At 65.7% G+C, this 25,852-nt stretch carries 25 protein-coding genes and 1 riboswitch; of the genes, 15 read left to right on the top strand and 10 right to left on the bottom strand.

The features are described from left to right. Positions 1-72: 72 nt before the first annotated feature. On the bottom strand, positions 73-1,512 hold the full coding sequence (gene hemG / locus NG701_RS10995) for a protoporphyrinogen oxidase (RefSeq protein WP_252567373.1): 1,440 nt from the start codon (positions 1,510-1,512) through the stop codon (positions 73-75). A gap of 4 nt (positions 1,513-1,516) precedes the next feature. Beyond that, the gene (gene hemE / locus NG701_RS11000) at positions 1,517-2,623 is read right to left on the bottom strand and encodes a uroporphyrinogen decarboxylase (protein ID WP_252567375.1); all 1,107 of its coding nucleotides are present in this window, start codon (positions 2,621-2,623) and stop codon (positions 1,517-1,519) included. A 158-nt stretch (positions 2,624-2,781) separates the two neighbouring features. Between hemE and NG701_RS11005 the strand changes: the two genes are divergently transcribed. Further along, positions 2,782-4,095: a glutamyl-tRNA reductase gene (locus NG701_RS11005; protein WP_252567377.1), complete on the top strand. Its 1,314-nt coding sequence runs from the start codon at positions 2,782-2,784 to the stop codon at positions 4,093-4,095. Positions 4,096-4,104: 9 nt separating this feature from the next. Here the strand turns inward: NG701_RS11005 and moeB are convergent, their stop codons facing one another. Then, positions 4,105-5,304, bottom strand: a complete 1,200-nt coding sequence (gene moeB, locus NG701_RS11010) for a molybdopterin-synthase adenylyltransferase MoeB (protein ID WP_252567379.1) — start codon at positions 5,302-5,304, stop codon at positions 4,105-4,107. Between the two features lie 84 nt (positions 5,305-5,388). On the opposite strand from moeB, the gene NG701_RS11015 reads away from it, so the two are divergent. From NG701_RS11015 to NG701_RS11025, 3 genes are read left to right on the top strand one after another with little or no spacing between them, the layout of a single operon-like run. Further along, positions 5,389-6,054, top strand: a complete 666-nt coding sequence (locus NG701_RS11015) for a TetR/AcrR family transcriptional regulator (RefSeq protein WP_056343929.1) — start codon at positions 5,389-5,391, stop codon at positions 6,052-6,054. A gap of 50 nt (positions 6,055-6,104) precedes the next feature. After that, positions 6,105-6,329 (top strand): DUF3107 domain-containing protein, encoded by a 225-nt coding sequence (locus tag NG701_RS11020; RefSeq protein ID WP_252567380.1) that lies wholly within the window; start codon positions 6,105-6,107, stop codon positions 6,327-6,329. Positions 6,330-6,383: 54 nt separating this feature from the next. Then, complete coding sequence (locus tag NG701_RS11025) at positions 6,384-6,686, top strand: hypothetical protein (protein ID WP_252567382.1); 303 nt, start codon at positions 6,384-6,386, stop codon at positions 6,684-6,686. Between the two features lie 59 nt (positions 6,687-6,745). Here the strand turns inward: NG701_RS11025 and NG701_RS11030 are convergent, their stop codons facing one another. From NG701_RS11030 to thiO, 4 genes are all read right to left on the bottom strand, one after another. Next, the gene (locus NG701_RS11030) at positions 6,746-7,072 is read right to left on the bottom strand and encodes a 4a-hydroxytetrahydrobiopterin dehydratase (protein WP_252567384.1); all 327 of its coding nucleotides are present in this window, start codon (positions 7,070-7,072) and stop codon (positions 6,746-6,748) included. A 69-nt stretch (positions 7,073-7,141) separates the two neighbouring features. Beyond that, a complete protein-coding gene (locus tag NG701_RS11035) occupies positions 7,142-7,957 on the bottom strand; it encodes a thiazole synthase (protein ID WP_256475747.1) in 816 nt (271 codons plus the stop codon). A 4-nt stretch (positions 7,958-7,961) separates the two neighbouring features. After that, positions 7,962-8,198: a sulfur carrier protein ThiS gene (gene thiS, locus NG701_RS11040; RefSeq protein WP_058931870.1), complete on the bottom strand. Its 237-nt coding sequence runs from the start codon at positions 8,196-8,198 to the stop codon at positions 7,962-7,964. After that, positions 8,195-9,538, bottom strand: a complete 1,344-nt coding sequence (gene thiO, locus NG701_RS11045; RefSeq protein WP_252567393.1) for a glycine oxidase ThiO — start codon at positions 9,536-9,538, stop codon at positions 8,195-8,197. Before thiO ends, thiS begins: the two co-directional genes overlap by 4 nt. After that, a riboswitch (TPP riboswitch) is annotated at positions 9,529-9,649 on the bottom strand. It overlaps the preceding gene by 10 nt. Positions 9,650-9,676: 27 nt before the next feature. Here thiO and thiE point away from each other — a divergent pair. The 4 genes from thiE (at position 9,677) to NG701_RS11065 (ending at position 14,890) form a co-directional block, all read left to right on the top strand. Next, positions 9,677-10,453 (top strand): thiamine phosphate synthase, encoded by a 777-nt coding sequence (gene thiE / locus NG701_RS11050; RefSeq protein ID WP_252567395.1) that lies wholly within the window; start codon positions 9,677-9,679, stop codon positions 10,451-10,453. Positions 10,454-10,517: 64 nt separating this feature from the next. Then, complete coding sequence (locus NG701_RS11055; RefSeq protein WP_252567397.1) at positions 10,518-12,023, top strand: RNB domain-containing ribonuclease; 1,506 nt, start codon at positions 10,518-10,520, stop codon at positions 12,021-12,023. A gap of 291 nt (positions 12,024-12,314) precedes the next feature. Then, positions 12,315-14,009, top strand: a complete 1,695-nt coding sequence (locus tag NG701_RS11060) for a DEAD/DEAH box helicase (protein WP_252567399.1) — start codon at positions 12,315-12,317, stop codon at positions 14,007-14,009. Between the two features lie 8 nt (positions 14,010-14,017). After that, positions 14,018-14,890: a DNA-methyltransferase gene (locus NG701_RS11065; RefSeq protein ID WP_252567401.1), complete on the top strand. Its 873-nt coding sequence runs from the start codon at positions 14,018-14,020 to the stop codon at positions 14,888-14,890. Here the strand turns inward: NG701_RS11065 and NG701_RS11070 are convergent, their stop codons facing one another. Further along, complete coding sequence (locus tag NG701_RS11070; protein WP_252567403.1) at positions 14,891-15,739, bottom strand: PHP domain-containing protein; 849 nt, start codon at positions 15,737-15,739, stop codon at positions 14,891-14,893. Between the two features lie 71 nt (positions 15,740-15,810). On the opposite strand from NG701_RS11070, the gene NG701_RS11075 reads away from it, so the two are divergent. The 4 genes from NG701_RS11075 to NG701_RS11090 all read left to right on the top strand — a co-directional run bounded on the left by NG701_RS11075 (position 15,811) and on the right by NG701_RS11090 (position 20,911). Next, positions 15,811-17,409, top strand: a complete 1,599-nt coding sequence (locus tag NG701_RS11075) for an aminopeptidase P family protein (RefSeq protein WP_252567405.1) — start codon at positions 15,811-15,813, stop codon at positions 17,407-17,409. 203 nt (positions 17,410-17,612) lie between these two features. Next, positions 17,613-18,977, top strand: coding sequence for an ABC transporter substrate-binding protein (locus tag NG701_RS11080; protein WP_252567407.1), 1,365 nt, complete (start codon positions 17,613-17,615; stop codon positions 18,975-18,977). Positions 18,978-19,010: 33 nt separating this feature from the next. Next, the gene (locus tag NG701_RS11085) at positions 19,011-19,997 is read left to right on the top strand and encodes a carbohydrate ABC transporter permease (RefSeq protein WP_252567409.1); all 987 of its coding nucleotides are present in this window, start codon (positions 19,011-19,013) and stop codon (positions 19,995-19,997) included. An 80-nt stretch (positions 19,998-20,077) separates the two neighbouring features. Further along, positions 20,078-20,911, top strand: coding sequence for a carbohydrate ABC transporter permease (locus NG701_RS11090; protein ID WP_252567658.1), 834 nt, complete (start codon positions 20,078-20,080; stop codon positions 20,909-20,911). Between the two features lie 137 nt (positions 20,912-21,048). Here the strand turns inward: NG701_RS11090 and NG701_RS11095 are convergent, their stop codons facing one another. Beyond that, a complete protein-coding gene (locus NG701_RS11095; protein WP_252567411.1) occupies positions 21,049-22,113 on the bottom strand; it encodes a YflT domain-containing protein in 1,065 nt (354 codons plus the stop codon). Positions 22,114-22,190: 77 nt separating this feature from the next. On the opposite strand from NG701_RS11095, the gene NG701_RS11100 reads away from it, so the two are divergent. The 3 genes from NG701_RS11100 to NG701_RS11110 are packed head-to-tail and all read left to right on the top strand — an operon-like array spanning position 22,191 to position 25,361. Beyond that, a complete protein-coding gene (locus tag NG701_RS11100) occupies positions 22,191-23,474 on the top strand; it encodes a magnesium transporter MgtE N-terminal domain-containing protein (RefSeq protein ID WP_056343970.1) in 1,284 nt (427 codons plus the stop codon). Then, positions 23,467-24,222 carry a DUF1003 domain-containing protein gene (locus NG701_RS11105; protein ID WP_252567413.1) on the top strand — a complete coding sequence of 252 codons (756 nt, stop codon included), beginning with the start codon at positions 23,467-23,469 and terminating at the stop codon, positions 24,220-24,222. Before NG701_RS11100 ends, NG701_RS11105 begins: the two co-directional genes overlap by 8 nt. Positions 24,223-24,233: 11 nt before the next feature. Beyond that, a complete protein-coding gene (locus tag NG701_RS11110; protein ID WP_252567415.1) occupies positions 24,234-25,361 on the top strand; it encodes an Mrp/NBP35 family ATP-binding protein in 1,128 nt (375 codons plus the stop codon). A gap of 31 nt (positions 25,362-25,392) precedes the next feature. On the opposite strand, the gene NG701_RS11115 is transcribed toward NG701_RS11110, so the two are convergent. After that, positions 25,393-25,803, bottom strand: coding sequence for a twin-arginine translocase TatA/TatE family subunit (locus tag NG701_RS11115; protein ID WP_252567417.1), 411 nt, complete (start codon positions 25,801-25,803; stop codon positions 25,393-25,395). Positions 25,804-25,852: the final 49 nt, after the last annotated feature.

The following is a 25,852-nucleotide window of genomic DNA, read 5'->3' on the forward strand; positions in this document are numbered from 1 at the left end:
GGATTGAAAACCGGAAACCGCACCCCGGAGTGGTCCCGTCCAGGCCCATATTCCACTGAACAGGGGCGATGGTCAGCTGACCAGGCTGTGAATTTCTTTCCGCGTATCGGCCACCACGGCGGCGAGTCCGTTGCCGGCCACCCATCCGCCCACAATGCCGAGGCCGGACTCTGCCGCGCAGAGCTTCCTGACCTCGGCCACCCGGGCTTTGTGTCCGACGGCAGCAAACGGCAGGGCCCCTTGCCACCTGACAACATCCCAGCCGACAACGTCGGTCCCCTGCACCGGGACGCCCAGCAGGGCCGAAGCGTCATGCAGGGCGGCAGCCAGGAGCTCCGCGTCGAGGGCTGGGGCGGCGTTGCGGGTCCCGGTCGAGTTTTCCGAGGCTTCCAGGCGACCGTAGGAGAGCCGCAGCACGTGTGTTCCGGGACCTGCCGCAGCGGCCAGCCAGTCCCACTTCGCGGTTGCGTGCGTGAGGGCTTTTGCCTGGATACCGGGCGTCTGGGGAGCTACCAGGACCCCGGTGCCCCGCGGCCTGCGGTCCAGTTCGGGCAGGTCCACTACCAGGGTGACGAGCCGGACGTCGGGACCGCTTTCCGGGCTCCAGCCGGCGAGTGCGGGCAGGGCTTCCTGAAGTAGCCCCACGGCTGCCGGGCCGGGAAGCGCCACCACCAGCACGCCGCCGTCGTACGTTGTGTCACCGGCGGTGACACGCCATCCGTCCGGCGTCCTTTCGACGGCGTCCGCGGCTGTTCCACTCATCAGGCTGACCCCACGGCTGCGGAGATCACTGACCAGGGCCACCACCAGGGTGTGCATCCCGCCCTCCAGGCCGGCGACGGCGGAACCCGCCTTCGCGGTGGATGGCTGGGGCGAACCGCGCCGCTGGGCGGCCACTGCGGCGGCGAGGGAACCGTGCTCGCGGATTCCGGCACGGAGGCCTGGGGCCACCATGTCCACGTCCAGGAGGCCGGGGTCCGCGGAGTGCACGCCGCCCACCACCGGGGCCACAAGGCGGTCCAACACCCGGCGGCCCATCCGGGCCCGAACCAACGCCGACACGCTGGTGACCTCCGCTGTCGCGCCGATCGAAGCCGGCAGGTACTTGTCCAAGGACGCCCGGAGCGAGCCCACAAATCCCAACGACCGTCTGACCTCCGGGTCCCAGGGGTTGGCGGGAATCCCCAGGACTCCGGTCTTGGGCAGTTCGCGCGGGCCGTCCGGAAGCTGCACCCAGGCACCGCCCGGGCGGGGCGCCACAACGTTGCCGCCGAGTCCAAGTTCATCAGCAAGCTCAGCCACGGCTGAGGAGCGCGTAGCGAAGGACTCTGCTCCGCTGTCCAGGGTGAGGCCGACCACCACGTGGCTGCCCACGCAGCCGCCCCAGGATGCGGTGGCCTCCAGGACGGTCACTGTAAGTCCGGCAGCCGCCAACTCCCGCGCGGCCAGCAGGCCGGAGATGCCGCCGCCCAGGACGAGGGCGGCCTGGTTCGGCATCAAGGAGCTGCCCATGGTCCTACTCCGGGGAAATGGAGTGGATGAGTTCTACAACCCGGGTCAGGACCGTGGGGTCCGTTTCGGGCGGTACGCCGTGGCCGAGGTTGAGCACGTGGCCGGGCGCGGAGGCTCCAGCCGCAATGACCGCACGCACGTGGGCTTCGAGCACGTCCCACGGCGCCGACAGCAGCGCGGGGTCGATGTTTCCCTGCAGCGGCACAGTTCCGCCCAGGCGCCGGTTGGCCTCATCCAGCGGAAGGCGGTAGTCCACGCCCACCACGTCCACGCCCACGTCGCGCATCGCAACGAGGAGCTCGGAGGTTCCGGTACCAAAATGGATCAGCGGTGCGCCGAGGTGGCGGACGTGGTCCAGCGCGCGGGCCGAGGCCGGTGCGACGAACTTGGTGTAGTCGGCCAGGCCCAGTGATCCTGCCCAGGAGTCAAACAGCTGTCCGGCGGAGGCGCCGGCCTCCAGCTGGGCGCGGAGGAACATTCCCGAGGCGTCGGCGGCCCAGTTTGCCAGTGCTGTCCAGGTTTCCGGGTCCGCGTGCATCATGGTGCGCGGGCCCAGGTGGTCACGGGACGGCTTGCCCTCCACCATGTACGCGGCGAGAGTGAACGGCGCACCGGCGAAGCCGATCAGCGGGGTCTTACCCAGCTCGGCGACGGTCAGCCGCACGGCTTCGCGGATCGGTTCCAGGGCTTCCCAGGTCAGCTGCGGCAGGGCGGCAACGTCTTCAGCCGTGCGCACCGGCTTGTCCAGCACGGGGCCCACACCCGGCACAATGTCCACGCCGACGCCGGCGAGCTTCAGCGGAATGACGATGTCGGAGAAGAATATGGCAGCGTCCACGTCATGGCGCCGGACGGGCTGCAGCGTGATTTCGGCCGCGAGCTCCGGCCGCAGGCAGGAATCCAGCATGGCCACGCCTTCGCGCACCTTCAGGTATTCCGGCAGCGAGCGCCCGGCCTGGCGCATGAACCACACCGGCCGCCGCGACGGCTTGCCGCCACGGTAGGCGGTGATGAGCGGCGAATCTGCGGTGCGGCCGTCCATCAGCGGATGGCCGGCAGCAAGGGCACCGGCAGCAGACACGGCATTGGACACGGCGGAGCTGGAAGTCATGCCTTTGATTGTGCCCAAAATCGGCCCTAAAAGATAACGACAGCCTGTCACCTGAAGCCGCACCGGCCGCACCGTGGCAGGAATCACGGCCCTCCACCGCCTGTTGCCGTTTGGCGGGTTGTTCTACCGGGCAACGAAAAAGCTATGATTGATCTGCTGTGGTTCTTTTTTCATTGGTGGCTACACACGCCGACATCGACCTTGAGACCGTTGCTCAACTGAGCAACGGTGCTTCCGGTATCGCCACATCCGCACTCTCCGGATCGCCGGCAGTGACGGGTGCGGTGGTGCTTGCCACCTGCAACCGGTACGAAATCTACGGTGAAGCGCCCCACGCTGACGATGTTGAGGCTGCCCGGGCGGCCCTCGTGTCCGAGATCAGCGGCCTCAGCGGACTCAACGAACAGCTCGTGTCCCGCTCCTTCAGCACACGCACCGGCCCCGAAGTCAGCCAGCACCTTTTTGCCGTCAGCGCCGGACTGGACTCCGCCGTCGTGGGTGAACGTGAAATCGCCGGCCAGGTCCGCCGCGCACTCATCACTGCCCAGCACGAGGGCACGGCCAGCTCCGGCCTGGTCCGCCTCTTCCAGGCCGCCTCCAAGACGGCCAAGGATGTCGGAGCACAGACCGCCCTCGGTTCCCGAGGCCTTTCCATCGTTTCAGTGGCACTGGATCTGGCCACCGATCTTTCCGAAAGCCCCGACTGGTCAACGAAGAAGGTGGTGGTGTTCGGCACCGGCGCCTATGCCGGCGCCACGATGGCGCTGCTCCGTGAACGGGGCTGCACCGACATCTCCGTGTTCTCCTCGTCGGGACGCGCCGAAGCGTTCGTCGCCACCCGCGGCGGAACAGCGCTGGACAGCGAATCCCTGCCGGTAGCCGTAGCTGCCTCCGACGTCATGATCGGCTGCAGCGGCTCCGACACCCGGGTCGAGGCCGGCGAACTTGCCGAGATCCGCGCGGGCTCTCCCCAGCCGCTGATCGCGATCGACCTCGCCCTCACCCATGACTTTGACCCCGAAGTCGGCCAGCTCGACGGCGTTGAGCTGCTCACGCTCGAATCCGTGCGTTTGGCGGCACCCCAGGAACAGGCCGAGTCCCTCACCCAGGCCAGCGGCATTGTGTCCGGCGCGGCCCAGGCCTTCGAACAGGAACGGGAAGCCCGCTCGGTGGATTCCGCCATCGTGGCGCTCCGCCGGCACACCATGAACGTCCTGGACGCGGAAATGGAGCGCGTCCGTGCACGGCACGGCTGCACGGCCGCCGCCGAGGAAGTGGAGTTCGCCCTCCGCCGGATGGTCAAGCAGCTGCTGCACGTGCCCACTGTCCGTGCCCGTGAGCTCGCCGCCAACGGCCAGCAGGACGACTACGTATCGGCGCTCGAAACCCTGTACGGCATCACCGTGGAACAGCCGGCCACTGCAACGCAGGCGGAGTGCCCCGTGGACCACCGGGGCCTCGAAACCGCCTGACCTACCCGTCTAATAGACCGGCTTCTGCGGTTCCACGTCGCGCACCCAGGCCAGGATTCCGCCGTCGAGATGGCTGACCCGCTGGTAGCCTGCCTTCCGCGCAGCCTCCAGCACGTTGGCTGACCGAGTGCCCGCCTTGCAGTGGAACACAATGTCCTTCTCCTGCGGGAGTTCCGCCCAGGCCTCCCCCGCGAGGATCCTGCCCTGCGGGATCAGTACCGAGCCGTCGATGCTCACGATGTCGTGTTCGCCTGTTTCCCTGACGTCCACCAGCTCGAAGTCCTTCAGGCCTGCCTTCCGGGAAGCCAGCATGGTGGCCAGCTGGGTTGCCGTCACCGTGTGCTCCGTGTCTGCAGAGGCGGCAGGTGTTATGCCGCAGAAAGCTTCGTAGTCCGTCAGTTCCGTAATGGGTTCCGCCGCCGGGTCCTTGGACACGCGGATCTCGCGCCAGCTGCCGCCCAGGGCATCAAACAGTGCCACCCGGCCCAGGAGTGAACGCCCGACGCCGGTGATCAGCTTGACTGCCTCGGTCACCATGAGTGACCCCACAGCAGCACAGAGCATGCCGAAGACGCCGCCCTCGCCGCAGGAGGGCACGGATCCGGCCGGCGGGGCCTCGGGATAAAGGTCCCGGTAAGTGGGTCCGTACTTTTCCCAGAACACGCTCACTTGGCCGTCGAAGCGGAAGATCGATCCCCACACATAGGGCTTGCCGAGGACGGCAGCGGCATCGTTGACCAGGTAGCGGGTGGCGAAGTTGTCCGCCCCGTCCAGGATCAGGTCGTAGCCCGCGAACAGCTCCAGCGCGTTGGTGGCATCCAGCCTGACGTTGTGCAGCCGGACCTCCACGAGCGGGTTCAGGGCCGCGATGGCGTCCTGCGCGGATTCGATCTTGGGCCGTCCTACGTCGGCGACGCCGTGTATCACCTGGCGCTGCAGGTTGCTGAGGTCAACGGCGTCGTCGTCGATGATTCCCAGGGTCCCCACGCCTGCTGCTGCCAGGTAGAGCAGTGCGGGCGAACCCAGTCCCCCGGCCCCGATGACCAGCACCTTGGCGTTCTTCAGCCGCCGCTGCCCCACCGCTCCGATTTCGGGAATGATGAGGTGCCGCGAGTAGCGTTCCACCTCGGCCAGCGTCAGTTCACCGGCGGGCTCCACCAGCGGCTTAAGCGATACAGAGGAATCATTTGCGGTCAAAGTCGAAGCCATACTTCAATGTATGCCCCGAGATGCCGCACGGTCATATTACCGCGCAGTATTGTGTAGGTAACGGCAAGGGAAAGTAGGGCAACTGTGGTCCATGAAGCACGGGCTGACCGGGCGTCCGGCGGCGAACCGGCCGCACCTCAACGGACCGCGGGCCAGAGGTCCGCCCGGCTTCCCCGGGATGAGCGCCGGGCGCAGCTCCTCGCGGCGGCGCAGGAGGTATTTGTCGCCAACGGCTACCATGGCGCCGCCATGGATGAAATCGCCGAAACGGCCCATGTCAGCAAACCGGTGCTGTACCAGCATTTCCCGTCCAAGCGCGAGCTGTATCTTGCCCTGCTGGACAGCCATCTCGCGTCGCTGACGGACCTGATGCTCGGTGCCCTGAGCTCCACTACCGACAACGACGAACGTGTCCAGGCCGTGATGCGTGCTTACTACCGCTTCATCGCCAGCGACGACCAGGCCCACCGCCTGGTCTTCGAATCGGACCTCATCAACGACCCCGATGTCAGTTCACGTCTCGAGACATTCAACAAGACATTCGCGGACGCCGTGGCACGCGTGATTGCCGAGGACACCAAACTCCCCCACCTGGAGGCGCAGCTTCTGGGACGCGGCCTGGCCGGAATGGCCCAGGTCAGCGCGCGTTACTGGCTGGAAACGGACGGCAACCTGGACCTCGATGTGGCCAGCGACCTCATTTACCGTTTAGCTTGGCGCGGAATCTCGCGCTTCCCCAAAGAGTCCTAGACTACAAATAAGAGAACCCAAGAAACTTTGATTGGCTGGGAGGCCCCCTTTTGGAAATTAAGATCGGCATTCAGAACATTGGCCGCGAAATCATCCTGGAATCAGCTCAGGACGCTGACACTGTAGCCACGGTCGTTGAAGAAGCCATCACCAAGGGCACCGAACTCCGCCTCAAGGACGACAAGGGACGCATCATCATCGTTCCCGGCAGCGCCCTGGGCTACGTGGAAATCGGCGCCGAAGAGGCCCGCAAGGTCGGTTTCGGCCAGTTCTAGCACGTCCGCGGCCAACCGCCCTGGCGGTTGGCCGCTGCTTTCCGAGGAGATCCCATGCTTTCACTGACCATCGTTGTCCTGGTCACAGCAGCCGCAGGCTTTATTGTCTGGGCCAATGACAAGCGCCACACCCGGTACGGCACAGGGTTGCCCGCAGGGGTTGCCGTTGTGGTGGGCGCGGTGAGCTGGATCATCTTCATCGCGGCAGGTTTTGGCTACCAGCCGGGCCTGACGTGGATTCCCTGGATCCTGCCCATGGCGCTCGGCACCGTCGCTGCCGTCGGGACGGTCATCTACCTGGGTCGGACCCGGGCAAGCCACGATACGCAGCGGCTGACTCAGGCGCTCAAGATGTAGCAAGGACGATGCCTTGAGTACCGGTGACCACCACCCAGCAGGGTGGTGGTCACCGTCTTTTAACTAACCGGTTGGGCGGTGGCTCCGAGCCGTGCCGCAGCCGCACTCACTGCCGCTGCAGCAGCGGCATCCCGCTCAGTGACCTCGCCGCCGGCGTCGTGGGACGTGTAGCGGAGATGGACCTTGTTGTAGCGCCACTCAAGGTCCGGATGGTGGTTCTGCTGTTCCGCGAGGCGTCCGACGGCGGCAATCAGCTCCAGTGCGGCGGCCGCCGTCGGCGTTTTATAGACAGTGACCAGCCCGCCCAACCGGTACCGCCAGTCGGGCAGCGCCTCGAGGACGGCGTCGATCCGCTCCCTGGTGAGTTTGTGTTCCTTGCCGGCCACAGCGGCCTCCTTGGCTCGTCCGGTGAGCCGCCCCGGCAGGCCGAGGGCGCCAGGCCTGGAGAAAACGGCCTAGAGAAACTCTGCCCGGCCTTCCATGGCCGATGACGCCAGGGCGTGCTCGCGGCGCGGAATCCTGCCGGCCGCTTTCGCCAGCCTACCGGCGATGACGGCGTGTTTGAAGGCCTCCCCCATAAGTGCCGGGTTCTGCGCACGCGTGACTGCCGTGGCCAGCAGCACAGCATCACAGCCAAGCTCCATGGCCAGGGCGGCGTCGGATGCCGTGCCGATGCCGGCGTCCAGCACCACGGGCACCGAGGCGCGCGAGACGATCAGTTCGATGTTGTGTGGATTCAGGATTCCCAGGCCGGTGCCGATGGGAGCTCCGAGCGGCATGACCGCGGTGGCACCCAGGTTTTCCAGCCGCAGGGCCAGGACCGGGTCATCGTTGGTGTAGGCGAACACTTTGAAGCCCCGGTTTACAAGCTGTTCTGTAGCATCCACGAGCTCCACCGCGTCCGGCAGCAGGGTCTGTTCGTCGGCGATGACTTCCAGCTTGATCCAGTCGGTTTCCAGCGCTTCGCGGGCCAGTTCCGCCGTCATGACCGCGTCCCGGGCGGTGAAGCAGCCTGCGGTGTTGGGCAGGATCCGGATCCCGTGGTCCACCAGGAGCTGGAAAAGGGACCCCGATTCAGCCAGCGAATAGCGCCGCATGGCCACCGTGGTCAGTTCGGTTCCGGACGCCAGCAGGGCTGCGCCCAGCCCGTCGAGGCTGGGGGCGCCACCGGTGCCCATGATGAGGCGGGAGCCGAGCTCGACGCCGTCGATGACCAGCCGGTCAGTGTCCTCGGGCCGGTTCTGTGTGCTGATGTTGCTGGTTACTGTCATGGTGTCAGCCTCCCTGGACTGCTGTGACCAGTTCGACGTCGTCACCTTCGGCGAGCGCCGTGACGAACCACTGGCTGCGGGGTACTACTTCGGAGTTATGGGCGACGGCGACGCCGAGTTTCTGCCCGTCTGTCGCCTGGCCGTTGGCCGCGAGGGGACGGCCAGTGATCTGGCTGATGAGGGTGGTGATGGACGCGTCGTCCGCCACGGAATGGCGCGAGCCGTTGAGGGTGATGTTCATGCTGATTCCTTCTGTGTGTCGAGGTCCTTCGTGCTGCTGATGTCCTTACGCGGCGACTGTGTACCGGCTACGTGGTGCTTTCCTGAAAAGCGGGCCGGGCTGAGGGCCCCCCATCGGGGGTCCGACCGGCCGTCCAGCAGGTCCCGGCAGATGGCCGCCGCCACCGGAGCAAGCAGCACTCCGTGGCGGAAAAATCCGGTGGCAACAATCAGCCCGGCAATGTTCGCTGTGTTCCCCGTCCTTGGTGCGGAAGCCCGTACGCGGCCGAGGAGAGGGGCGTTGTCCGGGGTCGCCGGCCTTGCCCGTGCCGTGCATTCCAGGAGTTCCAGCTCCGAGACCGCCGGCACCAGGACCTGGGCGTCACGCAGCAACTGGTACACGCCGCCGGCCGAGACAGCAGCGTCGCCCGTCCCGGCGAGCGCATCTTCTCGCTGCGTTGCCCCGATCACCACCGTGCCGTCCTGCCGGGGAACGATGTAGACCGGCACGCCATGGACCATTCCACGGACCGTCGAGGTGAGGAGCGGACGCAGGTGCTCCGGAACAGCAAGGCGCAGGATGTCACCGTAGACGGGCCGCAGGGGCAGGTGCAGTCCAACCGGGAGGCCATCCAGCGACCCCGCCTGCAATCCGTTGGCCACGATGGTCTCCCCGGCCCGGACACTTCCGCCGTGGGCGAGCCTCACCCCAGTGACGCGGCCGTCCTCCCAAAGAAGGGAAGCAGCCCGTTGGTCAACGGCGAATCCCCCGCGGGCACCTGCCACGGCCGTTCCTGCTCCCGGTTCGTGGACGGCCAGGACTTCCTGGAGGCACGCCACCAGTTTCCGTGGATCCACCTGGTGGTCGGCGGGGATGTCCAGGGCGCAGGATATGGCCGGGCTAAGCAGGGATTCCCTCGTCCTGGCCTCACGGACAGTCAGGGGTTCCACCACCAGGCCGCTGGCCTGCTGCACGGCCCGGAGGTCCATCAGCGCGCGGCGGTCCGCAGCGTCCGCGCCGATGGCGAGCGTCGGCGTCGTCAGATATCCGGTATCGCCAGCCCCGGCCAGGGCGAGGTCCGCCGCAAAGGCAGGCCACAGGCCGGAGGATGCCAGCATCAGCTCAAGGAGGTCTTCCTCCTGGTAGTGCAGTTCGCTCACAGGGGCCAGCATGCCGGCGGCTGCCCAGCTGGCGCCGTTCCCGGGCGCGTCATCGATCAGCACGACGGAACGGCCGGATCGCCGGGCCTCCCAGGCTATGGCGTGGCCGATGACTCCGCCGCCGATGACGGCCACGTCGGCGTGCAGGACGGCCGGGCTGGCTGATGCGGTCTCGGGTGGGCTGCTTATTGCGGGGGGCATATGTTCCTTCCCTACGCCGGTACTAGCCGGATCAGGTCAAGCGGTCGGCTCTGACGCCCTCTCAGCCCGGCCGCTTTGTGACGGCTGCAACGGGCTCCCGCAGTACCCGCCCAGTTTAGGGGACTTAGGCTGGTTTCCATGAACGCGCAATCCTTCGCCGCTGCAGGCACGCCCTCCGCCCCCTCCGCCGCTCCCGAATCCTTGACCGGAACAGACCCCGCCGGCGGCATAAACACCGGCCTCCCGCACAGCGCCAGGCTGTACCTGTGCACCGACGCGCGCCGGGACCGCGGGGACTTTGGCGAGTTTGTGGACGCGGCGTTTGCCGGCGGCGTGGACATCATCCAGCTCCGGGACAAGGCGATCGAGGCGGCGGAGGAGCTGGAGCTGCTGGCCGTGCTTCAGGCCGCGGCCGAACGCCACGGAAAGCTGTGGTCCGTCAACGACCGTGCCGATATCGCGCTACTGTCCGGCGCCCCCGTCTTCCACATCGGGCAGAAAGACCTGCCGGTCGCTTCCGCCCGCACGCTCCTCGGCGGGCGGGCATCGATCGGGCTTTCAACCCACACCGCCGAGCAGATCGAAGGCGCCATCCGGCTGTCTGGCGGGCTGACTGACCAAAGCGGCCTGGACTACTTCTGCGTAGGACCGGTCTGGGCCACTCCGACGAAACCGGGCCGGGCCGCCGTCGGCCTTGACCTCGTGCGGTACGCGGCCGAAGCAGTCCGCGCTGCCGGTGGCACCCAGGCCACGCTGCCCTGGTTTGCCATCGGAGGCATCGATCTTGGCAACGTGGAGCAGGTGGTGGAGGCCGGCGCCGGCAGGGTTGTTGTGGTGCGTGCCATCACCGAAGCCTCCGACCCCGCAGCGGCGGCCGCGGCACTCCTGGCCGCCCTGGACGCGGGCGCGTCCTGACAATCCTCCGCGTGGCGGACGGCCGGCGTGCACGATCCGTGGAAATCGAGCTAACCTGACTTTCGTGTCACATCATAGGTTGGCCCCCAATGTCCACGAGCAAACCAACGACCTCGCGGCGGCGCTGAGCGCCCTGCGTACCGAGCTGGAACTGCCGGGGCCATACCCGGCGGAGGCGGTCCGGGACGCGGAAGCGGCAGTGGCCGCACACGAATTGCCGGGCGCTGACCTGACGGACGTGGACTTCCTCACCATCGATCCGGCGTCGTCCACTGACCTGGACCAGGCGTTGTTCATCGAGCGTGCGAGCACGGGCTACCGGGTGCTTTACGCCATCGCTGACGTGCCGTCCTTTGTGCGCCCCGGCGGCGGACTGGACGCGGAGACCCGGCGCCGCGGCCAGACGTTCTACGCCCCTGACGGCCGTATCCCGCTGCACCCGGAAGTCATCAGCGAAGGTGCCGGCAGCCTCCTGGCCGGGCAGCTGTGTTCCGCCTACGTGTGGGAGTTCGGGCTGGACGACGCCGCGCAGGTCTCCACTGTGAGCGTCCAGAGGGCCACCATCCGCAGCCGTGCCAAGCTGAGCTACAAGGGGGTCCAGGCCGAATTCGACGCCGGGACGGCCGGTCCTGTCCTGCAGCTCCTGAAGGAAGTGGGGCTCAAGCGCGTTGAACTGGAGCGACAGCGCGGCGGCGCCAGCCTGAACATGCCGGAGCAGGAAATCGTGCAACTGCCCGACGGCGGCTACCGGATTGCCGCTGCACCGCAGCTGCCGGTGGAGGACTGGAACGCCCAGATCTCCCTGATGACGGGGATGGCGGCGGCAAACCTGATGTTGGCGGGAAAAGTGGGCATCCTGCGGACCATGCCCGCGCCGGATGAGCGCTCCCTGCGTCACTTCCGCCTCCAGACCGAGGCCTTGGGCAAGCCGTGGGACGGCAAGATCAGCTACGGCGAATACCTCCGCAGCCTTGATCCGACAGAGCCCCGGCAACTGGCCATCCTGCACTCCGCCGGTATGCTGTTCCGCGGCGCCAGCTACACGGCGTTCGACGGCACAGTCCCGGAAGACGCCATCCAGTCCGCCATCGGCGCCGCCTATGCCCACACCACAGCACCACTCCGGCGCCTTATCGACCGCTTTGTCCTGGTGATCTGCGAAGCCCTGAGCAACGGCAAACCGGTACCGGACTGGGCGCGGGAAGCCCTGCCGTCCCTGCCGGAGATCATGGCCGGATCCGACCAGCTGGCATCGCGGATGGAACGCATGGCGCTGGACACTGTGGAGGCCGCGCTCCTGGTCAACCATGTGGGCCAGGAATTCGATGCGATCGTGATCTCCGGCTCCAAGCCGCAGAAGGACAACGGCAACGGCAACGGGAAAAACGGCAACGGCACCAAGAACGGTGCCGCAAAAAACGGGAATGGCCCCTCGGGGATCATCCAGATCGCCGAACCCGCCGTGACGGCCCGGTGCGGCGGCGACCTGGAATCCGGCACCAAGGTGCGGGTCCGCCTGATCTCCTCCGATATCGCCGCCCGCGAGGTCCACTTTGAGTTGCTGGCCTGAATGATTTCCGCGCTGCCTGATCGGCCCAAAGCCGGGATTCAGGGTCCGTGCGGCTAGACTGAAGAAGTAGATATGGATGCCCGGTCGTTGATTTCCTTGATTTGAATTCAACAAGCCCGCCCCTACGCGATCTTGAGATGCACCCGTTGGTCACCAGTGCCAGCATTTTGATAGCCCGCGATCGGCTTCCACTGGATTTGCTTGCGCGCCAGAGCGTGCTCCGGAACGGCCACGTTGGCCGGCCCGTTGAGCAGGCAGCGCCAATGCCCAAATGAATAAGGAAACTCCCCTGTGAGTGAATTGCATACCCACCAGATCCTGACTGACGACTCCGGCATCGAGACGATCGAACCCGAAGAAACCATCATCTCGGACGAGAAGCCGCACGAGATCGAGGAGAAATCCTTCGCTGACTACAACGTCCGCGCCGACATCGTGGAGTCCCTCGCCGACGCCGGGATCACCCACCCCTTCCCCATCCAGGCCATGACCCTGCCGGTGGCGCTTTCGGGCCACGACATCATCGGGCAGGCCAAGACCGGCACCGGCAAAACCCTCGGCTTCGGCATTCCCGCGCTGCAGCGCGTGGTGGGTCCGGACGACGCCGGCTACGACAAGCTCGCCGTTCCGGGTGCACCTCAGGCCCTGGTCATCGTGCCGACGCGCGAGCTGGCCGTCCAGGTGGCCAATGATCTCCAGAACGCATCCCGCAGGCGGAACGCCCGCATCACCACCATCTACGGCGGCCGTGCCTACGAGCCCCAGGTGGAAGCCCTGCAGAACGGCGTCGAGGTGGTCGTCGGAACCCCCGGCCGCCTCATCGACCTCTACAAGCAGAAGCACCTCGTCCTCAAGAACGTCAAGATGGTCATCCTTGACGAGGCCGATGAAATGCTGGACCTCGGATTCCTGCCGGACGTGGAAACCCTCATCGCCGGTACCCCTGCAGTCCGCCAGACCCTGCTGTTCTCCGCCACGATGCCGGGCCCGGTCATCGCCATGGCCCGCCGCTACATGACGCAGCCCACCCATATCCGGGCCGCTGATCCGGACGACGAGGGCCTCACCAAGCGCGACATCCGCCAGCTCATCTACCGTGCCCACAGCATGGACAAGATCGAAGTTGTGGCCCGCATCCTGCAGGCACGCGGACGCGGCCGGACCATCATCTTCACCAAAACCAAGCGCACCGCCGCGAAGGTTGCCGAGGAGCTTGTGGACCGTGGCTTCGCCGCCGCTGCCATCCACGGTGACCTTGGCCAGGGCGCCCGCGAGCAGGCGCTCCGTGCCTTCCGCAACAACAAGGTGGACGTCCTGGTGGCCACTGACGTCGCCGCCCGCGGCATCGACGTCGACGACGTCACGCACGTCATCAACTACCAGTGCGTTGAAGACGAAAAGATCTACCTGCACCGTGTGGGCCGTACCGGCCGCGCGGGCAACAAGGGCACAGCAGTGACCTTCGTTGACTGGGACGATATGCCGCGCTGGGGCCTGATCAACAAGGCCTTGGGGCTCAGCGTCCCGGAGCCCGTGGAAACGTACTCCTCCTCCCCGCACCTTTACGAAGAGCTGGATATTCCGGAAGGCACCAAGGGCCGCCTGCCCCGCAACAAGCGTGTGCTGGCCGGCGTCGACGCCGAGGTCCTCGAGGACCTGGGCGAGACCGGCAAAAAGAACACCCGTCCCAGCGGTGGCCGTGACAGCGGGCGCGACGGCAACCGCGACGCGGGCCGCTCCGGTGCTCGCGACAGCAGCAGCCGCCGCACCGGCGAGCCCGGCGGACGCTCCGGTGACCGCCGTCGTCGTACCTCTGATGCGGCGACCGCCGGCACCAGCCCCGCCCCCGAACCGGCTGCTGCGGCTCCGGCCGAAGGCGAAGTGGACCCCCGTGCCCGCCGCAGCCGGACCCGCACCCGCCGCCGCAACGGCGAAGTGGTGGCCGGTGCCGACAACGGCCCGCAGCAGCGCAGCACCGAGGCATAACCGCCTCGATGACTGACACCGTCTGGGCGCCGGACGGCAGCAACCTGGTGGTTCACGCGGACAACGCGGAGTTCCTCCCCTCGCTGCCGGACGGCGCCTTCACCTTGATATACGTTGACCCGCCGTTCAACACCGGCAGGGTCCAGAAGCGCCAGGAAACGCGGATGGTGCTGAACACAGACGGTGACGGCGACCGCGTGGGCTTCAAGGGGCGTTCCTACGACACCATCAAGGGCGCCCTGCACCGGTACGATGACGCCTTCAGTGACTACTGGTCATTCCTGGAACCCCGGCTCGTGGAGGCCTGGCGGCTGCTGGCTGACGACGGCACGCTGTACCTCCACCTGGACTACCGGGAAGTCCATTACGCCAAGGTGATGCTTGACGCAATCTTCGGCCGTGAGTGCTTCCTCAACGAGATCATCTGGGCGTACGACTACGGTGCCCGGGCCAAGTACCGCTGGCCCACCAAGCACGACAACATCCTCGTGTACGTCAAGAACCCGGCGAAGTACCACTTCGACAACGCCGAGGTGGACCGCGAGCCGTACATGGCACCGGGCCTGGTGACACCGGCGAAGCGGGAACTCGGGAAGCTGCCCACCGACGTCTGGTGGCACACCATCGTCTCCCCCACAGGCAAGGAAAAGACCGGCTACCCCACGCAGAAGCCCGAGGGCCTCATCCGCCGTGTGGTGACGGCGTCAAGCCGGCCCGGTGACTGGTGCCTGGACTTCTTCGCCGGTTCCGGAACCCTGGGCGCCGTGGCGGCCAAACTGGACCGGAAGTTCGTGTGTGTGGACCAGAACCAGCCGGCCATCGACGTGATGGCCAAGCGGTTGGGTGCCAAGGCAACCTTTACGTCGTTCCCGCCCAACTGATCAGGGACGGACGACTGCGGTTCCCGTGCCCAGTTCCTCAATCCGTGCCAGCACGTCCGCGGTGGTGAGGTTTTCTCCGAGCAGGTTCGGTTTTCCTGTGCCGTGGTAATCCGAAGAACCCGTGATCAGCAGTCCGTGCTTGGCGGCGAGCCCACGCAGGAATTCCCGCCCTTCCTCCGGATTGTCCCGATGGTCGATCTCCAGCCCTGCCAAGCCTGCATCGATCATGTCCCGATAGGTTCGCTCCCCCACGATCCGACCGCGGCCCGACGCCACGGGGTGGGCGAACACGGGAACGCCACCAGCGGCACGGACCAGTTCGACGGCGGTGGCCGGGTCGGGTGCGTAGTGCTGGACAAAGTAGCGCGAATGGGACGTCAGGATGGACGTGAACGCCTCCGAGCGGTCTGCCACCACGCCGGCCGCCACCAAAGCATCAGCGATGTGCGGCCGGCCCAGCGTAGCCCCGGGAGCCACATGGTGGATGACGTCGTCCCACGTCAGCGGGTAGTCCTCGGCGAGCAGGGTCACCATCCGTTCGGCCCGGGTGAGGCGCGCGTCCTTGGCCTTGGTGATCTCTTCAAGCAGCCCCGGGTGGTCAGGATCGTGCAGGTAGCTCAGCAGATGCACGCTGATGCCCTGCCCGGTCCGGCAGGAGACCTCCATGCCTGGGACCAGTGCCACCCCGTTTTCCAACGCCGCGAGGGACGCTTCAGCCCAGCCGTCCGTGGAGTCGTGATCGGTTAGTGCCACCACGTCCAGGCCCGCCCGGGCAGCCGAAGCCATCACGTCGGCGGGGGTTTCGGTGCCGTCCGAAACGTTCGAGTGGGCATGCAGGTCAATCCTCACTTGCCCAGCCTAGTTGACCGCGTCCGCGCCGGTATTGGCCCCCGGCTCGGTGCCGGTGAGACGATGGTGCCGTGAACGATGCCGAAAACACCCCGACCTCTGCCTCCCAGCCCCTCGACGAGCGCGTCAACAACCGCTCTCAGCGGCCCAGTTCCGCTGCCTTCAAGGCCTTTATGGCCAGTAACTGGGCGCCGTCCGGGCAGCACCTGCCGGCGCTCGACGCCGTGGCCAACTACGCCGCGGCCCGGCGCAAGGCCATCTCAGAGAAGTTCAAAGGCGAACGCCTGGTCATCCCCGCCGGTCCGCTGAAGGTCCGCTCCAACGACTGCGACTACCGGTTCCGTCCGCATTCCGGCTTCGCGCATCTCACCGGGCTGGGCCTGGACCATGAGCCGGACGCCGTGCTCATTCTGGAACCGGCCGGTGAAGGAAAGGGCGACGGCGGCAGTCACCACCGTGCCACGCTGTACTTCCGTCCGCTGGCCGGCCGGGATACAGAACAGTTCTACGCTGACTCCCGTTCCGGCGAGTTCTGGATCGGTGCACGGCCCACCCTGGCCGAGTTCAAAGCGCGCCTGGGCCTGGCCACCGCCCACATCGATGGACTTGAATCCGCGATCACCAAGAACGTGGGTGCCCCGGAGATCGGCGGCATCTCGATCCGACTGGTGCGCAAGGTAGACGAGAACATCGACGCCCTGGTGGATACTGCCCGGTACAACACTGCCAAGGACCCGGACAACCTGGACCTGGCTGTCCTGGATGCACTGGATGAAAAGCTTTCCGAAGCGCTGTCTGAACTCCGCCTCCTGAAGGATGAGTGGGAAATCGAACAGATGATGACTGCAGTAGCTGCGACTGTCGAGGGCTTCGTGGAGGTAGTCAAGGCCCTGCCCCGCGCCCTGACCCATGCCCGCGGCGAGCGCGTGGTGGAAGGCGCGTTCTTTGCCCGTGCCCGCGAGGTAGGCAACGAACTGGGCTACGACACCATCGCCGCCGCCGGCAACAACGCCACAGTCCTGCACTGGACGCGGAACACCGGCAGGATCAACGCCGGCGAACTGCTGCTGCTGGACGCCGGCGTTGAAGCGGACTCGCTCTACACCGCAGACGTCACCCGCACACTGCCGGTCAACGGCGCGTTCACCGCAGTCCAGCGCAAGGTTTACGAGGCAGTCCTGGATGCTGCCGACGCCGGATTCGCCGCTGCCCAGCCAGGTGCCAGGTTCCGGGACATCCACACCGCCGCGACCACCGTGTTGGCGGAACGCCTCGCCGAGTGGGGGCTGCTCCCGGTGAGTGTCGAGGAAGCCGTCAGCCCGGAAGGCCAGCAGCACCGCCGCTGGATGCCGCACGGCACCAGTCACCACCTTGGCCTGGATGTCCACGACTGTGCCCAGGCAAAGCGCGAACTGTACCTCGACGGCATCCTCACGGAGGGCATGGTGTTCACCATCGAACCCGGCCTGTATTTCAAGAACGAGGACCTGGCCATCCCGGCTGAGTACCGCGGCATTGGAGTGCGGATCGAGGACGACATCCTGATGACGGCCGATGGTCCCGTGAACCTCAGCGCCGCGCTGCCCCGCAAGGCCGACGACGTCGAGTCCTGGATGGCAGGCATCTACCAAGAGCTGGAGGGCGGCTTGGCAAGCGGCCACATCCGCTAGAGGTCGTTGCGTCCAGCGCATCTCCGCAGGGATGCGCTGGACGCCATACCCCTTGATGAAGCTCTCATAACAGTTCTTGGCAATCGCTTGCCAAGAGTTGGCGTTGATGAATACGCTAGCCGCAGAGAAAGAAAATCGTAGACTGAATTTTAGTCTCGGATCTCTGCCGCAATGTATGTCTTCAAAGGAGAAGCCTCATGGGTATGTCTAAACCGCGTCGCATCGGCACTATCGCCGCAGCGGCCATTTCCGTTCTTATGCTTGCCGCGTGCGGCGGCTCTGGCGGCTCGGGCGGTGCGACCTCCGGCGCCTCGGGCGGCAAGGTGGACGGCACAGGAAAAACCCTCAACGTCCTGATGAACGTCACCGCGCAGTACCCCCAGGAACAGCAGGCCTGGTTCAAGGAAATGAGCGCCAAGTTCAAGACGGAAACCGGGGCAGACATCCAGTGGGAGACGTTCGCCACCGCCAATGACGAGATGACCCGGATCCAGACATCAGTCGTCTCGGGGCAGGGACCTGACGTCTACGGACTCGGCACCACCTTCACCCCCACGGCGTACTCCACCGGGGCCTTTGTGAAACTCGGTGACAACGAGTGGAACCAGCTCGGCGGCAAGGACAAGTTCGTTCCCGCGGCGCTCGGCATTTCCGGTCCGGATCAGGGCAACCAGATCGGTATCCCGTTCGTGAGCCGGCCGTTCGTGATGGCCTACAACACCGAGCTGCTGGCTGCTGCCGGCATTGAAAAGCCTGCCACCACCTGGGACGAGTTCACCGAGCAGGCAAAGAAGCTCACGAAGGGCGACCAGTACGGTGTTGCGGTGGCCTACAAGGACAACTTCGATCCCTGGAAGTACATCTGGGGCATGTCCATCCAGGCCGGCAATCCCATCATCGACGGAAGCAAGGTCCGTCTCGATGACCCCATCACCAAGAAGGCCTACGAGACCTACTTCGGTTGGGTGACCAAGGACAAGGTAGTTGACCCCTCCGCCGTTGGCTGGGCCAACCCGCAGGCCCTGGCCGCCTTCGCCGCCGGCAAGGCAGCCTACTTCCCCATGACCTCACCGCTGTCCATCCCCGCGCTGGATGCCTCCGCGGTCAAGGGCAAATACAAGTACGCCCTGATGCCCACCGTTCCCCCGGGCGAGACCTCCAACCCTTCGGACGGTAAGCCGGCCGCCAGTATTCTGTCCGGCGACAACCTCGTGGTAGCTGACTACTCGAAGCAGAAGGACCTGGCCTTCGCGTTCATCAAGATGATCACCAACAAGGACGTCCAGCTCAATTACTTCAAGGTCTTCGGCCAGCTTCCCGCCAACCAGGAAGCCGCGAAGGAACTCGCCACCAATGAAGTGATTGCGCCGGCCCTTGAGTCGGGAGCCAAGTCCGTAGCGACGCCCTTCAGCGGTGCGTGGGGCGATGTCCAGCTGTCGCTGACCAACGTAGTTGTCCAGTCCATTCCGGATCTTTCCTCCGGAGCAGTCAGCGAATCCAACCTGTCCCAGCGGCTCAAGGACGAACAGGCCAAATCGCAGACCGCACTGGACCGGGCCAAGAAGTAAGACCGGCCCACCAACTGCGGAAGGTTACGGAAAATGGCTAGCAGCGTTACCGAGCCCCGGCCGTCGGACAGCAGTCCGGTGGCCGGGGCGGCCGCCGGACCCGGCGAAACCACACCCCCTGGGAAGCGACGAAAGGGGCTCAGCGAGAGGAACCGGCCTCTTTGGCTCCTGATTCCCGGCGGACTGCTGATGACGATTGTCATCCTCGTCCCCCTGGCCATGGGCATCTGGATGTCACTGATCGATCTGGATCAGTACACCCTTCGCCAATGGGTCAGTGCCGAATTCATTGGCATCCAGAATTTCATTGAAGCGGCGGTCAGCAGCGAATTGCTTCGCTCCATCTGGCTTTCTGTTTCCTTCGCGGTGATTTCCACGGTGGTGACCATACCCCTGGGCGTGGCCGCCGCCGTCGTCACCCAGAACGCCTACCGCGGCCGTGCCGTGGTGCGGTCCGTCTTCCTGATCCCCTACGTCCTGCCGTCGTTTGTGGTTGCCAGCGTGTGGCGGACCATGCTGCAGCCGGATGGAATCGTGAATGTGACGCTGACCAACATGGGAATGGATGGCGGATTATGGCTTAACGGTCCGAACGCGTACTGGACCCTGGTGTGGGTGGAAATCTGGGCGGCCTGGCCGTTCATCTACCTGCTGGCGCTATCCGGCCTGCAGGCAGTGGACCACGAGGTCCACGAGGCGTCGGCCCTGGACGGGGCACTGTGGTGGAACAAGCTGCGGTACGTGATCTTCCCTTACCTGAAGGGACCGGTTTCGCTCGCCTTCCTGCTTGCTACCTTGAACCACATCAACAACTTCACTCTGCCCTATGTCCTGTTTGGTGCGCCGGCACCATCGGATGTGAATGTGCTGCCGATCCTGGTTTACGTCACCAGCTTCCAGAGCTTCCGGTTTGGCCTCAGCGCCGCCATGGCGGTCGTTTCGCTGATCCTGATCGCCATTCCGCTCTTCATCTACCTGCGCGCAGTCCGGCTTGATGTGCACGAAGGAGGAAAGAAATGACCATCGACGCGGCAAACCCGATCGAGCAGCAGAAGAAGCAGCCCATCCGGCGTGACGCGGCCCTGGAGGTCACACGCCTTATGCCGAGGCCACTGCTGGCCACCCTGACTGTCCTGCTCTGCGCCTTGGTCCTCATCCCGATCGTGTATATCTTCCTGGCCTCGCTGAACACGGATGTGGGAGTCGCCAGCGGCGAGTTCTGGCCGAGCAGCTTCTCTTTGGACAGCTACACCAAGATCTGGGATTCCGTGGGGCTGGCGAAAGCCATCGGCAACAGCCTGATAGTTTCCGGGGCCACGGCAGTCGTCTCGGCCATTATGGCTATCGGCACGGCCTACGTGCTGGTCCGGTTTGAGTTCCGCGGGCGCCTGACGGTGCTGCGAGGGCTGCTGGGTCTCCAGTCCGTCCCGGGAACCCTGATGCTCCTGCCGGTCTTTGTGCTCTTCTCCTCCGCCGGCACCTATTTGGGCGTGACCGTCATCGGCACGCTCTGGGGCCTGTTTATCGCCTACCTGACGTTCGCGCTGCCGTTCTCAACCTGGGTGATGGTCACCTACCTCCGCGGTCTGCCGCGGGAACTGGAGGAAGCGGCGCGCATTGACGGCGCCTCAAACCTCGGGATCCTGTTCCGGATCATCATTCCGCTCAGCTGGCCCGGAATCATCGTTTCCGCGATTTTCGCCTTCCTGCTGGGCTGGAATGACGTGCTGTTCGCGTCGGTATTCACCCGCCCGGACACGCACACAGCCGCAGTTGCGCTGCAGGTGTTCGCGTCCGCGGTCGAGGGCGGAGCAATCCCCGTGTACTCGCAGTTGATGGCAGCTTCGCTGGTTTGTGCCGTCCCTGTGGTGGTGCTGTACTTCATGTTCCAGAAATACCTCGTTGGCGGCTTGACAGCCGGCAGCGTCAAGTAAGACAGCTTCGAATAACAGACAACTCCGCCCGATACAGCATTGCTGTTCCGGTCGGAGTTGTTTGTTTATTGCGGGCCTTGTCCCTCGGGCCGTGGGTCAATCTGGCCGTGGGTCAATCTGGCCTCCGGCGGCGCCGCTTAGGGTGTGGATTCGCCGGAGTCCTTGGAGGAGTCAGGCTGGGAGTGCGCCCGGGACCGATCTGCGGCGGGCTGCTCTGAGCCGGTCTGTTCTGTGCCGGGCTGTTCGGTGCCGGGCTGGCCTGTGGTGGCCTGGTCTGAGACACGGACGCCGTACTGCGGCCGGCCGTCAGGGAGGTCCGGGTAGCGGACGGCGGCAGCGGGAGCCTTCGCCGGCTGGGCCGCTGCCTCCGGCTGCGTGCCCTGGTCCGGGCCGGCAGCCTGGCCCACGCCTTGGGCTGTCCCTTGGCCCGACCTACCGGCACCCTGCTGTCCGTAGGGGTCATTCCAACTGGCAGGGCGTGCGGGTCCCTGACCAGGCTGATTGCCCGGCTGGCCGGGCTGCTGGCCCGTCTGGCCCGTCTGGCCCGGCTGGCCGGGCTGGCCGGGCTGCTGACCCGTCTGGCCCGTCTGGCCCGGCTGGCCGGGCTGCTGACCCGTCTGGCCCGGCTGACCCGTCTGGCCGTACTGCTGGTTCTGGTAGCCCTGGGGATTGTATGGGGCGGCTGCTGCGTCCGAGCGGGTCATGGGCAGTTGCTGGAGCAGCCGGCGCGCATCATGGGCAGCTTCCACCGATACCACAACGTCGTAGCTGGTGGCCACCACCTGGCTGGTGGAGGTGAAATCCCGCTTTCCGCGCTGCATGGCATAGGTGACGATGCCGAACAGCATAAAGAAGGCAGCCCCCATCAGCACAGACGCCAGGATGGAGAAATAGCCGGGCGATGGTGCGAAGAAGGAAAGCATGACGCCCACGAAGAGGCCGAACCACATACCGCTGAGCGCCCCGGAGAGAGCCACCCGAGGGTAGCTGAGGCGGCCGGTCACCCGCTCAACCATCTTAAGTTCGTTGCCCACGATGGAAACCATCTGGACCGGGAACTGCTGGTCGGCGAGGTAGTCCACCGCCTTCTGGGCATCCAAGTAAGAGGTGTACGAGCCTACGGTGTCACCGGTGGGCACCGTGCGGGCATCGTCGGGCCCACTGGGGCCACCGGCCTTGGGAGCACCAAAAATGTTTGACATACACCCATTCTTGCCCATCAGCATGTATGCCGCCTGTAAATTCAGCTAAAAGAGAGCAGACTCGGTAGCCTGTAGACGTGAGCACAAATCTTTCGCGCGTCTTCGTGGCCCGCCTGCTGGGTCTTGACGTCTTCGACCCTTTGGGCGACCGCCTGGGCAGGTTGCGCGATGTGGTGGTGCTCTCGCGTGGCAGCCGCGGCGCCCCGCACGTGGTGGGCATCGTCGTCGAAGTTCCCGGCAAAAAGCGCGTCTTTGTGCCGATGACACGTATTACCTCCATCGACCAGACACAGATCATCTGTACGGGCCTGGTCAACCTTCGGCGCTTTGAGCAGCGCGGCGCCGAGACGCTGGTGGTCGCGGAAATGTTCGACCGCCGCGTCACTCTCCGGGACGGCAGCGGCGACGCCACCATCGAGGACATCGCCATGGACCAGCACCGGTCCCGCGACTGGTTCGTGAGCAAGCTGTTCGTCCGCCGGGGCCACTCCTTGTCCCCGCTCAGCCGGCTGCGCCGGAACGAGACCATGATCATCGACTGGGCCGACGCCCTCCAAGGTGCCCGCACCGAACCCCAGGCAGCCACCCAGTTCGTGGCCAACCACGAGGACCTCAAACCCGCAGACTTCGCCGAGGCCCTGCAGGAAATGAGCGACAAACGCCGCTTCGAAGTGGCCAGCGAACTCCAGGACGAACGCCTGGCCGACGTGCTGCAGGAAATGCCCGAAGACGACCAGGTGGAGATCCTCTCCGCCCTCGACGTCGAACGCGCGGCGGACGTCCTGGAGGAAATGGACCCCGACGACGCCGCCGACCTCCTCGCCGAACTCCCTTCTGCACAGGCGGAGGAGCTTCTCCGCCTCATGGAACCCGAAGGCGCCGAGGACGTCAGGCGGCTCCTCGAATACGACGAGGACACCGCCGGTGGCCTGATGACGCCTGTTCCGGTGATCCTCCCCCCGGAGGCAACCGTCGCCGAGGCACTGGCCCACGTCCGCCGTGAGGAACTCTCCCCCGCCCTCGCCTCGTCCATCTTCATCACCCGGCCCCCGTTGGAAACCCCCACGGGACGGTTCCTGGGCGTTGTGCACATCCAGCAACTGCTCCGCTACCCGCCGCCGGAACCCCTGGGCAACCTCGTGGACAAGAACCTTGAGCCGGTCTCCGACCAGGCCCACATCAGCGAGGTGGCGCGCACCCTCGCCACCTACAACCTGAACTGTCTTCCCGTGGTCAATGACGCAGGCCGGCTCGTGGGGGCGGTGACTGTTGATGACGTTTTGGATCATCTGTTGCCGGATGACTGGCGCGCCTATGATGGCGAAGCCCCGATAAGAAAACTGGGAGGCCGCATTGGCTGACACCGGCGCCCCCAAGAATCCCAATAAGAAGGCGGCTGCCAAGGGCGGACTCGACACACCCCTAAGTGGCCGCCAGCGCATCCTGCCGAAGTTCTCACCGGACCCGGATGCATTCGGCCATGCGACGGAAGGCTTCGCCCGGTTTATGGGCACGCCGCAGTTCCTGGTCTATATGACGGTCTTCGTCGTCATCTGGCTGGTCTGGAACACGTGGGCACCGGCGGAGTGGCAGTTCGATTCGCGCCTCCTGGGCTACACCCTCCTGACACTCATGCTTTCCCTGCAGGCCTCCTACGCGGCCCCGCTGCTGCTGCTGGCCCAGAACCGGCAGGACGACCGCGACCGGGTCTCCCTCCAGCAGGATCGCCAACAGGCGGCACGCAACCTGGCCGACACCGAGTACCTCACCCGGGAGCTGGCGTCGCTGAGGATCGCGCTGCGCGAGGTTGCCACCCGCGACTACGTCCGGGCCGAACTACGGACACTCCTCGAGGACATGCTGGAAGCGCAGGAGGAACTGCGGTCCCACGATCCCGCCGGATCCGGCAGCCATGAGTCCCCGCGTGAGAAGGTCAAGGAAAAGCTGAAGGAAAAGCGCGACAAACAGCGGAACCCCCGCACGCAGCAGATTCCCAAGGTCAAACCCAGCCATGTCGCCTACGACACCGTCGCCAAGGACACGGCCGCTACCGACCCCGCAATCCAGGACCCGGCCGTCCCCAAGCACATCCCCACCACCGAAAGCTGAGCCCCGCCCGCATGAGCGCCTCCCTGGAGCAGGCAGTCCACGCTGCGCTGGCCACCGTGATCGATCCTGAGCTCCGCCGTCCCATCACGGAACTGGGCATGGTGGAGTCTGTGGATGTCGCTGCGGACGGCCGGGTCAGGCTGGCTGTCCTGCTGACCATCGCGGGCTGCCCCCTGCGCGGGACCATTACCGCAGACTCCGAGAAGGCGCTGTCCGCAGTTCCGGGCGTGACCGCCGTCGAGGTTGAACTGAAAGTGATGAACCAGGCCCAGCGGGACGCCCTGAAGGAACAGCTCCGCGGCGCCTCCGGGCAGCGCGGGATTCCGTTCAACGAGCCGGGGTCCCTGACCAAGGTGTTCGCGGTGGCAAGCGGCAAGGGTGGTGTGGGCAAGTCATCGCTGACCGTCAACCTTGCCTGCGCCCTGGCCGCCCAAGGCCTCCGTGTGGGCATTGTGGACGCCGACGTCCATGGCTTCTCGGTTCCGGCCCTGATGGGCATCACGCAGGCGCCCACCCGGGTGGACGACATGATCCTGCCGCCGGTGGCCTACGGCGTAAAAGTGATTTCCATCGGCATGTTCGTCGCCGGAAACCAGCCGGTTGCCTGGCGTGGGCCGATGCTCCACCGGGCCCTGGAACAGTTCCTGACGGACGTCTACTTCGGCGACCTCGACGCCCTGTTCCTCGACCTGCCTCCCGGCACCGGTGACATCGCGATTTCGGTGGCCCAGTTGCTGCCGAAGGCTGAGATCCTGGTGGTCACCACGCCCCAGGCCGCAGCTGCCGACGTCGCCGAGCGCGCCGGTGCCATCGCCACCCAGACAGGTCAGACGGTGGCCGGCGTTATCGAGAACATGTCATACCTGGAAATGCCCGACGGCGAGAGGATGGAGCTGTTCGGCAGCGGCGGTGGGGCGGTCCTCGCCGAACGGCTCACGACGACGGTGGGCACCGATGTGCCGCTCCTGGGACAGATTCCGCTGGACATCCTGCTGCGGGAAGGCGGCGACGCCGGCACGCCCATCGTGCTTGGCCGGCCAGAAACTCCGGCGGCCATTGCTTTGACCGAAATCGCCGGAAAACTTGCTGCCAGGCCCAGGGGCCTGACAGGGATAAAACTGGGCCTGCAGCCGCGTTAACGCAGCGTTGCCCACCAGAGGCGACGGGGGCCTAGGTGGCTTCGGTATCGAACGGGGCGGGTTCGCCCGGAGGCAGCGACTGGACTACACGTTCCGGACGGGAGGGAGCCGTCCCTCCTGTGGCAACCGCCCCTGCACCGGCAACCGCAGCCACCGCTGCTGGCGCTCCAGCACTGACGGACTTGGTGTCGTCGTCGAGGAGGGCTTCCTTGATGATGCGCCGCGGATCGTACTGGCGGGGATCGTATTTCTTCCAGTCGACATCGTCGATGTCGATGCCGACTTCTTCCTTGATCTGCTCCCGGGCACCGGAGGCCATCCGGCGGACTTCCTTCACGAGATTCGCAAGTTTCTGGGTGTATTCGGGCAGGCGCTGCGGACCGATCACCAGAATGCCGATGATCAGCAGGAGGAAGAACTCCGGGCCGTTGATTCCAAACACTTTAGGAAGATTACCCTCTCAGGAGCCCCGCTGACGATTCCTGCCCGCC

Origin of the sequence: Pseudarthrobacter cellobiosi (genome assembly GCF_023913815.1) — a bacterium.
GTDB lineage: Bacteria > Actinomycetota > Actinomycetes > Actinomycetales > Micrococcaceae > Arthrobacter > Arthrobacter cellobiosi.